This window comes from Streptomyces sp. NBC_01197 (assembly GCF_036010505.1).
Taxonomy (GTDB): domain Bacteria; phylum Actinomycetota; class Actinomycetes; order Streptomycetales; family Streptomycetaceae; genus Streptomyces.
On record NZ_CP108569.1, the window covers coordinates 810,711 to 822,750 of the forward strand.

Annotated in this window: 10 protein-coding genes; 5 read left to right on the forward strand and 5 right to left on the reverse strand. The window is 71.0% G+C overall.

Annotated features, from left to right (window positions below; all coding sequences use genetic code 11):
- Positions 1-7 precede the first annotated feature (7 nt).
- Both OG452_RS03650 and OG452_RS03655 read right to left on the reverse strand, forming a co-directional pair.
- Positions 8-868, reverse strand: coding sequence for a carbohydrate ABC transporter permease (locus OG452_RS03650; RefSeq protein ID WP_327299495.1), 861 nt, complete (start codon positions 866-868; stop codon positions 8-10).
- An 85-nt stretch (positions 869-953) separates the two neighbouring features.
- Positions 954-1,964 (reverse strand): ABC transporter permease, encoded by a 1,011-nt coding sequence (locus tag OG452_RS03655; RefSeq protein WP_327294150.1) that lies wholly within the window; start codon positions 1,962-1,964, stop codon positions 954-956.
- A 340-nt stretch (positions 1,965-2,304) separates the two neighbouring features.
- On the opposite strand from OG452_RS03655, the gene OG452_RS03660 reads away from it, so the two are divergent.
- From OG452_RS03660 to OG452_RS03680, 5 genes are all read left to right on the forward strand, one after another.
- The gene (locus OG452_RS03660; protein WP_327299496.1) at positions 2,305-3,291 is read left to right on the forward strand and encodes a hydroxyacid dehydrogenase; all 987 of its coding nucleotides are present in this window, start codon (positions 2,305-2,307) and stop codon (positions 3,289-3,291) included.
- Between the two features lie 62 nt (positions 3,292-3,353).
- On the forward strand, positions 3,354-4,448 hold the full coding sequence (locus OG452_RS03665) for a LacI family DNA-binding transcriptional regulator (protein WP_327299497.1): 1,095 nt from the start codon (positions 3,354-3,356) through the stop codon (positions 4,446-4,448).
- Positions 4,449-4,591: 143 nt separating this feature from the next.
- The gene (locus OG452_RS03670; RefSeq protein WP_327294151.1) at positions 4,592-6,007 is read left to right on the forward strand and encodes a M60 family metallopeptidase; all 1,416 of its coding nucleotides are present in this window, start codon (positions 4,592-4,594) and stop codon (positions 6,005-6,007) included.
- Positions 6,008-6,044: 37 nt separating this feature from the next.
- The gene (locus OG452_RS03675) at positions 6,045-8,495 is read left to right on the forward strand and encodes a polysaccharide lyase 8 family protein (RefSeq protein WP_327294152.1); all 2,451 of its coding nucleotides are present in this window, start codon (positions 6,045-6,047) and stop codon (positions 8,493-8,495) included.
- 74 nt (positions 8,496-8,569) lie between these two features.
- Positions 8,570-10,438: a DUF2264 domain-containing protein gene (locus OG452_RS03680; RefSeq protein WP_327294153.1), complete on the forward strand. Its 1,869-nt coding sequence runs from the start codon at positions 8,570-8,572 to the stop codon at positions 10,436-10,438.
- Positions 10,439-10,471: 33 nt separating this feature from the next.
- On the opposite strand, the gene OG452_RS03685 is transcribed toward OG452_RS03680, so the two are convergent.
- Genes OG452_RS03685 through OG452_RS03695 form a run of 3 tightly spaced genes read right to left on the reverse strand, consistent with a single transcriptional unit; the run spans position 10,472 to position 12,040 of the window.
- On the reverse strand, positions 10,472-11,041 hold the full coding sequence (locus OG452_RS03685; protein WP_327294154.1) for a GAF domain-containing protein: 570 nt from the start codon (positions 11,039-11,041) through the stop codon (positions 10,472-10,474).
- Positions 11,038-11,691: a GTP-binding protein gene (locus OG452_RS03690; RefSeq protein WP_327294155.1), complete on the reverse strand. Its 654-nt coding sequence runs from the start codon at positions 11,689-11,691 to the stop codon at positions 11,038-11,040. The genes OG452_RS03685 and OG452_RS03690 overlap by 4 nt, the downstream gene beginning before the upstream one ends.
- Entirely contained in the window at positions 11,669-12,040 is a 372-nt protein-coding gene (locus OG452_RS03695; protein ID WP_327294156.1) for a DUF742 domain-containing protein, read from the reverse strand. Before OG452_RS03695 ends, OG452_RS03690 begins: the two co-directional genes overlap by 23 nt.

Consider the following 12,040-nt stretch of genomic DNA (forward strand, 5'->3'; position numbering starts at 1 on the left):
CGCGGGTTCAGCCCTTGATGGCGCCGGTGAGTACGCCCTTGGTGAAGTAGCGCTGGACGAACGGGTAGACGAGCAGGATCGGTACGACGGCGACCACCAGGACGCCCATCTGCACGGCCTCCTGCGGGGCGACGCTCTCGCCCGCCGCGGCGCCGCTGAGGCTCTGGCCCTGCAGGACGAAGGTCCGCAGCACCATGGGCAGCGGCCACTTGTCCGAATCCTGGAGGTACAGCAGCGAGTTGAAGAAGGCGTTCCAGTACGCGACGGCATAGAAGAGGCCGACGACCGCGATGACCGCCTTGGAGAGCGGCAGGACGACCTGGAGCAGGATGCGGAAGTCCCCGGCGCCGTCGACGCGCGCCGCGTCGTACAGCTCCTCGGGCAGGTTCATGAAGAAGGCGCGCAGCACGACCAGGTTGAAGGCGCTCATCAGGGTGGGGATGACGAGGGCGGCGTACGTGTTGTAGAGGCCGAGCTGGTTGACCAGCAGGAAGTTCGGGATGATGCCGGCGTTGAAGAGCATCGTGAACAGAGCCGTCATCAGGATGAAGCGGGAGCCGGTGACACTGCGGCGGGAGAGGCCGTACGCCATGCCGATGGTGGCCAGCAGGCTGGCCGCCGTACCGAACACCGTGATGCCCACACTCACCAGGAGCGCCCGGGTCACGACACCGCCGGTGAAGATGGTGCGGTACGCGTCGAGCGTCGGGTGGTCGGGCCACAGGACGAGACCGGTGGACTTGATGATGTCGGTCTGCGAGGCGAAGCTCGTGCCGATCACGCCCAGCAGCGGGTAGGCCACGGCGACCACGACGAGGACCAGCACGACGCCCTTGCCCGTGAGGCCGAGACGGGTAGGCCGCTCCATCCACGGCGGGCGGCCGTCCGACGGCCTGATCACAGGCGCCGCGGCCAGGGGCGCCGCGGTGACGGGGGCTTTCGCCGGTGACTTCTCAGCTGTCCGCACCGCGGTACACCCCTTCGTGGCCGAGACGGTGGGCGAACTTGTTCGCGCCCAGGACGAGGACGGTCCCCACGACTGCCTTCACCAGGCCGACGGCCGCCGAGATGCCCCACTGGTTGTCCTTGATGCCGTGGTAGTAGACGTAGGTGTCGAGTACTTCACCGGAGCCGGGGCCGACCGCGTCGCGCTGGAGCAGGATCTGCTCGAAGCCGACGGAGAGGATCTGGCCGAGGTTGAGGATCAGCAGCAGGATGATCACCGGGGCGATGCCGGGAAGCGTGACGTGCCACAGCCGGCGCCAGCGGCTGGCGCCGTCGATGGCCGCCGCCTCGTACTGCTGCTTGTCGATCCCGAGCAGCGCGGCGAGGATGATGATCGTCCCCCAGCCCGCGTCCTTCCAGATGGACTGGAGGGCGATCAGCCAGGGGAAGGCGTTCGGGTCGCTCATCATGTCGTAGCGGGGCAGCCCCAGATCCCCGAGGAGGTCGGGCAGCAGCCCGGCGCCGCCCAGCACCTGCTGGAAGATCGAGACGATGATGACCCAGCCGATGAAGTGCGGCAGATAGACCACGCTCTGGATGAACCGGCGGAGCTTGTCGCTGACGATGCTGTTGAGCAGCAGGGCGAGCGCGATCGGCACGGGGAAGAAGAAGATCAGCTGGACGAAGGCGATCTCCACCGTGTTCGCGGTCGCCGACCAGAAGGCCGGGTCGGCGAACGCGCCGGAGAAGTTGGCGAAGCCCGTCCACGCGCTGTGCATGTATCCCAGGTACGGCTGGTAGTCCTGGAAGGCGACCATGTAGCCGAGCAGCGGAATGTAGTGGAACACCACGAAGTACAGCAGTCCGGGCAGGGTCAGCAGCAACATCACCTTGTCGCGCTTGATCCGCTGCCACAGGGACAGCCGGTGCTGGGCGACCACGGGTGAGGATGGCGCTGCTGGTGGTTTGGACTTCCTGCGCCGCTTGTCCAGCGGCATTGGAGGTGCTGTTTCAGCCATGGTGCGGTCCTGTTCGGCTGGGGTGGCGCAGAGCGAGCCTTCTGCCGCCGCAACGTAGTAAGCGGTTAACCCCACCGTCAAGGGATCGGAAGAAACGTCTGCGTTACTCAATGTTTCGACCAGGAAGATCGCCCGGGAAGGTCCCCAAATAGCGGCGTAAAAAGGGCAGGTGGCCGTGCAGATCGCTTGACGTGTGACGCCTGCGCTCCCTAGCGTGCCGCCCATCAATAGAACGCGTTTACTGTCCGGAGGCAGGGTGCGAACCACCGACGAGGCACCGGCCCAGACCGGTACGGACGAGCCGGACCCGCCCCCGCGGCGGCCTCGCACCGTACTGGCCATGGACCCCGGACTGATCGACGACATCTTCCCGCCACGGGTGCGGGCCCGTCTTGAGGAGTCGGCCGATCTTCATCCGCCCTATGTCATCAGGGAGTTCAGCTCCCCCGACGCCGCCGCAGCACTGGCCGGCGCCGAGGTGCTGCTCACCGGCTGGGGCTGTCCGCCCATCGACGCCGGCCTGCTGGAGCGAGCGCCGGAACTGCGGGCCGTCATCCACGCCGCGGGCACCGTCAAGACGTTCCTCGCCCGGGAGGCGTACGAACGCGGGGTCGCCGTGTCGTCGGCGGCCGACGCCAACGCCGTACCGGTCGCGGAGTTCACCCTGGCGGCGATCATCATGGGCGCCAAGCGCGCCTTCCCGTTCGCCGCGCTCTTCCGCGAGCGCCGCACCCACCGCACCGCCGCCGACCTCCACCGGCAGCACTGGATCGGTACGCACGGCCTGACCATCGGCGTCATCGGCGCTTCCCGGATCGGCCGCCGGGTGATCGAACTGCTCCGGGTGCTCGAAGCGGACGTCCTGCTGTACGACCCCTATGTCACCTCCGCCGAAGCCGAGTTGCTGGGAGCCGCCTCCACCGATCTCGACACACTGATGGCAACCAGCGACGTGGTGACCGTGCACGCACCCGACACACCCGTGACCCGGCATCTGCTCGACGCGCGGCGGATCGGACTGATGCGCCCGGGCACCCTCCTGGTCAACACGGCGCGCGGCCGCCTGGTCGACACCGAGGCGCTCACCGGGCACCTGGTCAGCGGCCGGCTCGACGCCGTACTCGATGTGACCGACCCCGAGCCGCTGCCCCCGGGACACCCGCTGTGGGACCTGCCGAATGTGTTCATCACCCCGCACATGGCGGGCGCGCAGGGCAACGAGGTCGGCAGGCTCGGCGCGCTCGCCGTGGACGAGCTGTGCCGCTACGCCGACGGGCTGCCGTTCAATCACCCCGTACACCTGGCCGACTTGGAGCGGATCGCATGAACAGCCCCGTCCCGCAGGCCATAAGCTCAGCGGCACAGGACGACAACCAGGGGGTGGGACGGATGCGCCGCCAGACCTCGGCAGCCGACGGCCGACGACGCGCGACCGTCACGGACGTGGCGCGGCTGGCGGGGGTGTCGACCGCGACCGTCTCCCGCGTACTCAACCGCAACTACCCGGTGGCCACAGCGACCCGGGAGCGGGTCGAGGAGGCGATGCGCGAGCTGGGTTATGTCGTCAACGCGCACGCCCGCGCGCTGGCCGGGGTGTCGGGACGCACGGTCGGCATCATCGTCAACGAGCTGATCGACCCCTTCTACGCCTATATCGCCCGCGGCGTGGAGCGGGAGGCGAGCCTCGGCGGACGGCTCTGCCTGGTCTGCTGCACCCAGGGCGACCCCGAGCGCGAGCTGGCCTTCATCGAGCTGATGCACGAGCGGCGCGCCGACGCCGTGGTCGTCGTCGGCGGCAGCGTCGCCGACCGCGCGCACACCGCCGAACTGGGCCGCCGGGCCCGCGACCTGGAGTCCGGCGGATCGAAGCTGGTGCTGTGCGGGCGGCCGTCGCTCGGCGAGGAGGCGCGCGGCGCGGCCGTCGAGTACGACAACGAGGGCGGCGCCTTCGCCATCACCGACCATCTGCTGACCCAGGGCCACGAACGCATCCTCTACCTCGGCGGCCCGCCCGGCCTCTCCACCACCCGCGACCGGCTCGCCGGGCACCGCCGCGCGCTGGAGCTGCGCGGCGTGGCCCGGGATCCCGAGCTGGAGCAGCTCGGCTCGTTCAGCCGCGCCTTCGGGCGCCGCCGGATGGCCGAACTCCTGCGGGAAGGACCGGACTTCACCGCTGTCTTCGCGGCGAACGACATCGTGGCGGCCGGGGCGGCCCAGGCCCTGGAGGAAGCGGGCGTCCGGGTGCCGCAGGACATGTCACTGGCGGGGTACGACGACATTCCGGTGGCACAGGAGCTGCGGCCCCGGCTGACGACCGTGCACATCCCGCTGGAGGAGATGGGGCGTCAGGCCGTACGGCTCGCGGTGTCCGGCGGCGACGAGGACGAGTGGCGGGAGCCGACCACCGGGACCGTACGGCTCGGCACCCATCTCGTGGTACGCGATTCCGTGGCTCCGCCGCCGGCGCGCGGCCGCCGGGCGTGACCGCTTACTCACGGCCTGTCCCCAGTTGGCCATAGTAAAAGACAGTAACTTCCCCGATCCTCTTGCGGGTTGATAGCAACCGCTTACATGCTGACGCGCAGTTCGTACGCCACTCCACCACCTCTGCCACCCTGGGAGTCCGGATGCGCCCTGCCCACCTGCCCCTCACCACCTCCGCGGTCAGCCGCCGCTCCGCGCTCGCCGCGCTGGCGGGTGCCGGAGCCATCACCCTGCTCGGCGGGGGCAACGCTTCCGCGGTCGGCCCCGCCGCCCGAACCGGCGGTCCGGCGGGCGACCTCTCCCCCGACGGCTCCTCGCTGCTGATCGAGGCCTTCCCGGACGCGGAGACCGAGCGGCTGCGGCTCGACCGGTCGCTGCGCGCCAGCGAGTTCGTCCCGACCGGCCGCTACGCCGCCCCCGGCGCACAGGTCACCGTGCGGATCCGGCCGGGGCACGGGGTGCGGCCCGTCCTGCACATCGGTACCTTCGACGACTACAACACGAACCCCGATCTCAAGGCACCTCGCGTGTTCCCGCTGCGCCCCGGGCTCAACACCGTGTCCGACGTCTACGGCGGCCCCCTCTATCTGAGCTTCGCAGGACACGGTCAGCAGGCGGCTGTCACCTTCGTCTCCGGCACGGCGCGGATGGCCGGCTTCGAGCTGGGGCGCACCTCCGAGGCGGACTTCCAGCGGCAGCTGGACACCGTCACCGATGTGCCGTGGGTGGAGCTGACCACCGGGCACACCATCCTGACGCTGACCCGCGAGGGCGCGCTGCTCTACCGCGGTGAGGACCACGCCGCGCTGCTGGGGCTCTTCGACACCATCATCGACTCGCACAACAGAATCAGCGGCCTGGACGGTTCGACGCCGCTGAACCGCCCCAAGGCCGGCCGGTACCACTTCAACGAGGTGAGCGTCGTGCCCAAGGGGGTCGGCGCCTACGCCTGGCACGGCTTCAACGGCTTCCCCCGCGCCTATATGGACCGCCTCTGCACCGTGCAGGGGCTGCGCACCCGGGGCTGGGGGCTCTACCACGAGCTGGGCCACCTCAACCAGCAGGCCGCGTACCAGGCGGGCGGGCTCACCGAAGTCACCGTCAACATCTACTCGCTGGCCGCCCAGCGCACCCTGGGCCAGCCGTCCAACCTGCTCACCAAGGACGCGAAGACCGGACTCAACTGGTTCCAGTCGGCGGCGTCCAAGGTCGGCACGCCGGGCATCGCCTATGAGACGACGTTCGGCCCGTACGAGCAGCTGGTCCCGCTGCGCCAGCTGGAACTGGCCTTCGGCGACGACTTCTGGCCGAGGCTGCACCAGCTGGTCCGCACCGAGCACCAGCACGACGCGCCGGTCGAGGACTACGACCACGACCCGGCCGTGGAGGCCAGGCAGTACCGGGCACTGTCCACCTACGCCAGCCGGGTGTCGGGGTACGACCTGACGGACTTCTTCGTACGGAAGTGGGCCTTCCCCATCGATGCCACCGGGGTCGCCGAGATCGCAGCGCTGCGGCTGCCGAGTCCGCCCGTCGACCCCAGTTCGCTGAGCGACTGACACCGCCCGACCGACTCCGGAACCGAAGGGAACCGCCATGGATCAGCACCGTTCCGCCCTCAGCAGGAGAACGCTCCTGGCTGCCGGGGCCGCATCGGTCGCCGTCCCGGTCATCGCCGGGGCGGCGGGCTCGGGAACGGCACAGGCCGCCGCCCGGACCACCGCCGCGACCGGGAGTGCAGCCGATACCACCGGCACCACTGACATGTACGAGGCCGCGCTGGCCCGCGCCGAACAGCTCATCACCGGCGGCGAGTTCGACGCGTCCGACCCGGACTTCGCCGCCGCGCTGGCCACGCTCGACGCGTCGGCCGCCGACTTCTGGAAGCGGCTCGACCGCACCGCCGCCCGTACCGCGCTCTGGCCGGACTACGTGCCCGTGACCGATCCGGGGATGTTCAGCCAGAGCTACACCCGGCTGCGGACCCTCGCCACCGCCTGGGCGACCACCGGCGCCGCGCTGAACGGCAGCGTCGAGGTGGCGGACGCGCTGGTGTCCGCGCTGCGCTTCCTGCACGACACCGCGTACAACCCGGACAAGCGCGAGAGCGGCAACTGGTGGTTCTGGGAGATCGGAGCGCCGCGCGCCCTGCTGGACAACTGTGTGCTCCTGCGGACGCGCATCCCCGCCGACGACCTGGCGGCCCATCTGGCGAGCGTGGAGAAGTTCGCGCCGAATCCGGACCGCCGCACCAACTCCCCGACGCTGGCCGAGACCGGCGCCAACCGGGCGGACAAGTGTGTGATCACGGCGCTGCACGGGCTGCTCTCCCGTGACTCGGCGAAGGTCGCGCTGGCCCGCGACGGCCTCTCCGACGTACGCGACAAGGGGCTCAACAGCCTGTTCCAGGAAGTCACTTCGGGCGACGGCTTCTACGCTGACGGCTCGTTCATCCAGCACGACGCGGTCGCGTACACCGGCTCGTACGGCACGGTGCTGCTCGGCGGGGCCGCGTACATGAGCGCGCTGCTCGCCGGTTCGCCCTGGGCGGTGAGCGATCCGCATATCTCCGTGATGTACGAGGCGGTCACCGGGACCTTCTCACCGGTGATCTTCGACGGGCTGATGATGGACGCGGTGCGCGGGCGGGCGATCTCGCGGGAGCGGGCCGCCGACCACACCGACGGCGCGGCAGCCGTATCGGCCATCCTGCTGCTGGCGAGCGCCGCGCCCGCCTCCGTCGCCGACAGCTGGCGGGCGACGGTCAAGGGCTGGATCGAGCGCAACCGCACCGACCCCTATCTCGGTCTGGTGGGGATCCCGCAGGTGGCGCTCGCCAAGGAGCTGCTCGCGGACCGGAGCGTCACCGCGGCGGAGCGGGTGACCGGCCACCATGTCTTCGCGGACATGGACCGGGTGGTGCACCGGCGGCCCGGCTGGTCCATGGCGCTCTCCCTCTCGTCGAAGCGCATCGCCGCCTACGAGGCGGGCAACGGCGAGAACCTGCACGGCTGGTACACCGGTGACGGTATGGCGTACCTCTACACCGGCGACGACCTGGGCCAGTTCGGCGACGGCTTCTGGCCGACCGTCGACCCCTACCGGCTGCCCGGCACCACCGTGGACACACGGCGGCGCGCGGACATCACAGCGGGCGGGTACTACCTGCCGGGGAACACCGTCGCGGGCGGCGCGGTGCTCGACGGGCGGTACGGCGCGGCGGCCATGGAACTGGCCGCGCAGGGCAGCACACTGCGGGCCCGCAAGTCGTGGTTCCTCGTCGACAACGCGGTGATCGCGCTCGGCGCCGGCATCACCGCGAGCGACGGCCGCACCATCGAGACGGTCGTGGAGAACCGCAATCTGCACACGTCCGGGGAGCCGCGGCTGACCGTCGACGGCCGGCGCCAGCCGTCGGGCCAGGGCTGGAGCGGGACGTTCGACGGCGCACACTGGGCCCACTTGGACGGGGTCGGCGGCTATGTGTTCCCGTCCTCGGGGACCTCGCTGAAGGCGCTGCGCGAGGAGCGCACCGGCCGCTGGAGCGATCTGGACACGGGCGCGGACACCGCCGGTTCCGCCACCCCGGTCACCCGCCGGTACGCGACGCTCTGGCTCGACCACGGGGTCTCCCCCACCGACGCCTCGTACGCCTACATCCTGCTGCCCGGCGCGTCCGCGGCCGCCACCGCGGTCCAGGCGCACAGCCGGCCGGTGCGGATCGTGGCCAACAACGCCACCGCGCAGCTGGTCGAGGTGGGCAGGACCGGGCTGACCGCGGCCACCTTCTGGCAGGCGGGGACCGCGGCGGGTCTCACCGCTTCCGGCCCGGCGTCGGTCCTGCTGCGCAGGCACGGCGGCGGTTTCTCGGTCGCGGTCGCCGACCCCGGACACGACCAGCACACGCTGACGCTCGAACTGCCCTTCCGTGTACGGGAGGTGGTCCGGGCCGACGGTACGGTGACCGTCGCCACCGGGCGCCGCCCGGTCCTTACGATCACGGTGGCCGGTTCACGCGGCCATACGCACACCGCCGAACTCCGCTGACGCCGTTGCCGGCGGGGCCTGCGGGCCCCGCCGGTACCGGCCCCCACTTCCCACAGCCCAGGAGCACCACCCGGATGACGCCGCCCTTCCTCCACCTGCCCCCGACCGACCGGCTCCTCTCCTCGCGCACCGGCTGGACCCGCGCCCACTGGGAGGCGCTGGCCGACCGGATGCTGGACGCGCTCGTGCCGTACGCCACCCCCGGTTTCGCGCAGTACCGGCTGCCGGGGCGCGGCAGTTGGTCGGGGGTGGTGTCGGACGGTCTCGAAGGGTTCGCGCGCTCCTTCCTGCTCGCCGCGTTCCGGATCGCGGGGGCGGGCGACGCGGCGGACCCGCGGCTGGTGGAGCGGTACGCGCAGGGCCTGGCCACCGGCACCGATCCGCAGTCGCGCGAGGTCTGGCCGAGGCTGACCGAGTGCTCCCAGCAGATGGTGGAGGCCGCGTCGGTCGCGGTGGCGCTGCACGAGACCCGCCCCTGGATCTGGGACAAGCTGGATACCCGGGTCCAGGAGCGGGTGGTCGACTGGTTCTCCGGATTTGTCGGCAGCCGTACGTGGGACAACAACTGGCGGCTGTTCCAGGTGGTTTCCGAGCAGTTCCTCGCCTCGGTCGGCGCCCCGTACAGCCAGTCGGACATCGACGGCGGTCTCGACCGGATCGAGGACTGGTACGTCGGCGACGGCTGGTACACCGACGGCGACGGGCAGAACTTCGACTACTACATCGGCTGGGCGCTCCATCTGTATCCGCTGCTCTGGTCCCGGATCGCCGGTGAGGACCCGGACGCCGGGCGCACCAAGGTCTACCGGGAGCGGCTCCGCCAGTTCCTCGACGGCTACCAGCACTTCTTCGGCGCCGACGGCGCACCCGTGCACCAGGGCCGCTCCCTCACCTACCGGTACGCGGCGCTCGCCCCGGTCTGGATGGGCGCGCTGGCGGACTGCACCCCGCTCTCCCCCGGCCGTACCCGCCGCCTCGCGTCGGGCACCATGCGGCACTTCGCGGAGCGCGGGGTGCCCGACGAGCGCGGGCTGCTCACGCTGGGCTGGTACGACACCTTCCTGCCCGCGACGCAGCCGTACTCGGGGCCCGCTTCTCCGTACTGGGCGTCGAAGGGCTTCCTCGGGCTGCTGCTGCCGGCCGACCACCCCACCTGGACGGCGCGCGAACAGGCCCTGCCCGTCGAGGAGTCGGACCAGTACACCGCGCTGCCCGCACCGGGCTGGCTGCTGCACGGTACCCGCGACGACGGCATCGTCCGGCTCATCAACCACGGCAGCGACCACAACCCGCCGCAGGGCGAGGCGGAGGACGACCCGCACTACGCCACGTTCGGCTACTCCACGGCGACCGCGCCCGAGTCGGCGCCGCACGCGCGGGAGCGGGCCGTGGACAACCATCTCGCGGTGATCGGCCCGGACGGTGTGCCGTCGCGGCGGCGCCGGATCAACCGGCTGGCCTGCGAGGGGCGGACCGCGTCCTCCTGGTACGAGGACGCCGGGGCTCGGGTCGGGACGACCAGTGTGCTGCACGGCCCCTGGGAGATCCGGGTGCACCGGGTGGACGCCGCGCAGGGCGTGACCGTACGCGAGGGCGGCCATCCGGTGGCCGCCGGGGAACGCCCCTGGTCCGATGAGGGCGCCGGGTGGGCGCTGACCCGCACTGCGGAGGGTCTGACGAGTGCACTCGTGGGGCTGTACGGCTGGGACGGGGCGGAGGCGGCGGTCGCACGCGATGTGCAGGCCAACGCGTACGGCCCGCACTCCTCAACGCCGTGTCTGAGCCTCGGCCAACATCCGGGCGGGCGGAGCGTGCACGTCAGTCTGGTCGCCCTCTCGCGGGACGCGGTGCACCCCAGGGCGCTCCAGGAGTCGGTCTCGGTCACGGTCAGGGACGGCTCGGTCAAGCTGGAGTTCCCGGACGGCACGACCGTGACCGCCTGACCGTCCCGCTGGTCGAGAGCCGGCGACGGCCGATCAGATCCCGCCGTCCTCGCGATGGTGGATCTGCGCGACCAGCTCAGCCGCCGCCGCTTTGATGGTCGCCAGACCGGCTAGCCCCCACTGCCTCGGCACGGTGTCCACGACACACACCGCGCCGAGTGCGGTGTCCGTGCGGTCGATGAGGGGCGCGCCCAGATACGAGCGGATGCCGATCTCGTCGACCACCGGATTCCCGGCGAACCGCGGGTAGTCGCAGACGTCCTCCAGGACGAGCGCCTTGCGGCGGGCGACCACATGCGGGCAGTACCCGTGGTCGCGCGCCATGACGCGGTTGATCCCGAAGGCCGCGGCCACCGTGCTCAGATCGCCGCCCGAGTGCGTCCCGGCGGGGGTGTGCAGTCCTGCGAAGAACTGCCGGTTCTCGTCGATGAAGTTGACCAGGGCGTACGGCGCGCCGGTCGCCTCGGCGAGCCGCCGGGCGAACTCGTCGAAGACCGGGTCGGGGTGCTGCCCCAGGCCGAGCCTGCGCAGCCGCCGGCCCCGGACGGTCGCGTCCCGGTCGACGGGGGTCAGCAGCAGCCGCCCGGTCGGGTCGTACGTCATGGGTGGACTCCCTGGGTGGTGACCGCATCCGATACCTGACCGGTAACCGGGTCTGCTGCCGGGTCTGTTGCCGGACGGGCTTCCGGCGCGGTGTCGAGCAGATGGCCCACGAGGGTGACCAGGGTGCGGATTCCCGAACTGGCGATACGGGCGTCGCACAGCACCACGGGGATGTCCGCCCGCAGGTCCAGTGCTGCCCTGACCTCGTCAGGGCCGTAGCGGAAGGCGCCGTCGAACTCGTTGACGGCGACGACGAATCCGATGCCCCGCTGCTCGAAGAAATCGATCGCGCCGAAGCACTCGGCGAGGCGGCGGGTGTCGGCGAGCACCACGGCGCCGAGCGCGCCGGCGGAGAGTTCGTCCCACATGAACCAGAAGCGCTCCTGGCCGGGTGTGCCGAACAGGTACAGCACATGCCGCGGGTCGAGGGTGATCCTGCCGAAGTCCATGGCGACGGTGGTCGTGGACTTGGACTCGACCCCCTCCAGGCTGTCCGTCTGCTCACCGGCCTGGGTGAGCATCTCCTCCGTGCTCAGCGGCGAGATCTCGCTGACCGCTCCCACGAAGGTCGTCTTGCCGACCCCGAAACCGCCCGCGACCAGGATCTTGAGTGCGGTGGGGAAGGGATCAGAGCCGTCGTCGTAGGCCATCGAGCACTGCCTCCAGCAAGGAAAGGTCGGTGGGGTCTTCGTCGGGGCGGGGCGCACGCGTGGTGACCGCCCCGCTGTCCATCAGGTCGGAGAGCAGTACTTTGGCGACGACGACGGGCAGCCGCAGATGGGCCGCGATCTCCGCCACCGAAGTGGGCCGCTCGCTCAGCCCGAGTGTCTGCGCGTGGTCGGGGCCGAAGTGGGCCGGGAGCGGCACCCCGGTCGCCATCACCTGGGAGAGCAGGTCCAGCTGGGCTGTGGGCCGGGTGCGGCCGTTACTCACGGCGTACGGGCGGATCAGCCTGCCGGCCGCCTCGTCGAGCCATGGGCTGTCCTGCTGGAACGGCAC

Excerpts from the sequence above, each read along its gene's own strand:
- OG452_RS03650 (WP_327299495.1), bottom strand. The coding sequence starts at position 868 with ATGGAGCGGCCTACCCGTCTCGGCCTCACGGGCAAGGGCGTCGTGCTG.
- OG452_RS03655 (WP_327294150.1), bottom strand. The coding sequence starts at position 1,964 with ATGGCTGAAACAGCACCTCCAATGCCGCTGGACAAGCGGCGCAGGAAG.
- OG452_RS03660 (WP_327299496.1), top strand. The coding sequence starts at position 2,305 with ATGGACCCCGGACTGATCGACGACATCTTCCCGCCACGGGTGCGGGCC.
- OG452_RS03665 (WP_327299497.1), top strand. The coding sequence starts at position 3,354 with ATGCGCCGCCAGACCTCGGCAGCCGACGGCCGACGACGCGCGACCGTC.
- OG452_RS03670 (WP_327294151.1), top strand. The coding sequence starts at position 4,592 with ATGCGCCCTGCCCACCTGCCCCTCACCACCTCCGCGGTCAGCCGCCGC.
- OG452_RS03675 (WP_327294152.1), top strand. The coding sequence starts at position 6,045 with ATGGATCAGCACCGTTCCGCCCTCAGCAGGAGAACGCTCCTGGCTGCC.
- OG452_RS03680 (WP_327294153.1), top strand. The coding sequence starts at position 8,570 with ATGACGCCGCCCTTCCTCCACCTGCCCCCGACCGACCGGCTCCTCTCC.
- OG452_RS03685 (WP_327294154.1), bottom strand. The coding sequence starts at position 11,041 with ATGACGTACGACCCGACCGGGCGGCTGCTGCTGACCCCCGTCGACCGG.
- OG452_RS03690 (WP_327294155.1), bottom strand. The coding sequence starts at position 11,691 with ATGGCCTACGACGACGGCTCTGATCCCTTCCCCACCGCACTCAAGATC.